Annotated in this window: 2 protein-coding genes, 1 pseudogene and 1 riboswitch; all 3 genes and pseudogenes read left to right on the forward strand. The window is 43.5% G+C overall.

All coding sequences use genetic code 11. From position 1 onward, the window contains the following. Positions 1–439, forward strand: a pseudogene (locus Q7P41_RS00055) (molybdenum ABC transporter ATP-binding protein); the annotation flags it as partial. Positions 440–505: 66 nt separating this feature from the next. Continuing rightward, a riboswitch (TPP riboswitch) is annotated at positions 506–613 on the forward strand. A 65-nt stretch (positions 614–678) separates the two neighbouring features. Then, complete coding sequence (locus tag Q7P41_RS00060; RefSeq protein WP_303881037.1) at positions 679–1,422, forward strand: ABC transporter ATP-binding protein; 744 nt, start codon at positions 679–681, stop codon at positions 1,420–1,422. Then, positions 1,415–2,065, forward strand: a 651-nt coding sequence (locus Q7P41_RS00065; RefSeq protein WP_303881038.1) for an ABC transporter permease, incomplete at its 3' end; no start/stop codon positions are given. The genes Q7P41_RS00060 and Q7P41_RS00065, both read left to right, overlap by 8 nt.

Here is a 2,065-nt window from a genome sequence, read left to right on the forward strand (position 1 = left end):
ACTTTGGGACCCCCAAAGCCAGGAAAATGTTTGGCATTCCTTGGGTTGGGGAACACTGATACAGGGCGAAATCATAATGGAAGAAGGAAACCATTGGTTCAGGTGGCCTGAGGGAAAACTAAAGCTATTACAACCCACGAGTCCGGCAAGAGGAAAGGCCACCGTTTTTATACCTCCCGAGCACATCAAATTGCTTTACCCAGATCTTCCCGTTGACCCGGAATTAAAGCCCAATGCCATGGAGGGAAAGATAATAGAAAGAATTGAGATGAACCACTTAGTACGGCTTTACATTCATAGTGCCGGAATAGAATGGCACACGGAGCATCCCAAAGATTCTTATTCCACTTTAAACCTGAACGAAGGCCAAAACGTTTCATTCAGCGTAAAGCCGTCAATGATATACGTACTCACTGAAGAATGTGATCCACCCAAATAAGCTTGCCAAAACATAAACTTAAAGATGTTTATTTAACAGGCGGTAAAACTTTGTGTTAAAATTATAAATGTGTCCTGGGGGAGTCGGTTTACCGACTGAGAGGAAGCTAAAAAGCTTCGACCCTTAGAACCTGATCCGGGTCATGCCGGCGTAGGGAAGGTGTAAATTTTTAGGCCTTCAAAAAATAATTCCTTCCCCAATATGCCGACTGATCCTTAAATAAGGAGGTCGGCTTTAGTTTGTTAAGGGTTTGCGACATCAGCAAAATTTACTCAGATCTCACGGTATTTACAAATATAAGCTTCATGGTAGAAAAGGGAGGTTTTGCCGCCTTCTTAGGACCCTCTGGATGCGGTAAAAGTACTTTATTTCGCGTCATTGCCGGGATAGAACCCTCTAATGGTGGTCACATAGAGTGGGAGGGGCTAAAGGCACTAAACTTGAAAGAAAATACCGCAATGATGCTCCAAAAAGATTTGCTGCTTCCGTGGTTCGACATTTTGGACAACGTTTTGATCCCGATAAAAACTTTAAAGAGAGATTTAAAGGCCGGAGAAGTCAAGGCAAAACGTCTTTTATCCCGATTTGGCTTATCAGGATTCGAGCATTACTTTCCATATCAAATATCCGGAGGCATGCGCCAAAGAGCCGCTTTGGTCCGCACCTTGCTTTTTGACAGAGAAATATTCTTGCTAGACGAACCTCTTTCAGCTCTTGACGCACTTACCCGGCGATTGCTTCAAAACGAAATTTTGCGCATCCAGTTGGAATTCGACAAAACCGTATTGATGATCACCCACGACGTAATGGAGGCTTTAATGCTTGCGGATAAGATATTTTTACTTTCACACTTACCCATGCGCATAATAAAGGAGATCGACTTAAGCAATTTGCCAAAGCCCAGGTATCATTTGGACTTCGAGTTAACGGAGATGGCAGAAAATATATTTTCCACGCTAAAAGGAGAGCTCGTCAATGTATAGGCGAACATCCTTTTTAGTCTTAACATTTATCCTTGTGATATGGGAAATTTCGGTAAACTTTTTGCACATTCCTAAATTCATACTTCCTGCTCCAAGTCTTATTTTATATACGTGTTTTTCTCAAGCACCTTTGCTTTTAGAAAACACGCTAGTTACCGCGGTCGAGATTTTACTCGGTTTACTGATTAGCCTTGCCATATCCATACCCCTTGCAATGGTCATGTTTAATTTTCCAAGCATCGATGCCGCAGTAACGCCCTTTCTCGTCATATCGCAGGCCATACCAATCTTCGCTTTGGCCCCTTTGCTTGTCGTGTGGTTTGGATACGGACTTTTGAGCAAAATCATCATGGCCACTATAGTAATATTTTTTCCTTTGACCGTTTCATTGCACTCTGGTTTTAAACAAGTTGACCCGGATTATGAGGTGCTTTTCGACCTCCTCGATGCATCTTTTTGGAAAAAGATGCGCCTTCTCTATTGGCCTGCCGCCCTGCCCTCATTTTTTGCCGGGCTTAAGATGGCCGTCGCCGTCGCTACAATCGGGGCAGTACTTGGGGAATGGGTAGGCGCTCAAAAGGGCTTAGGGTACTTGATGATTCAAATGAACGCCAGATTGAGAACTGACATGCTCTTTGCAGCT

Source organism: Acetomicrobium mobile (assembly GCF_937920065.1).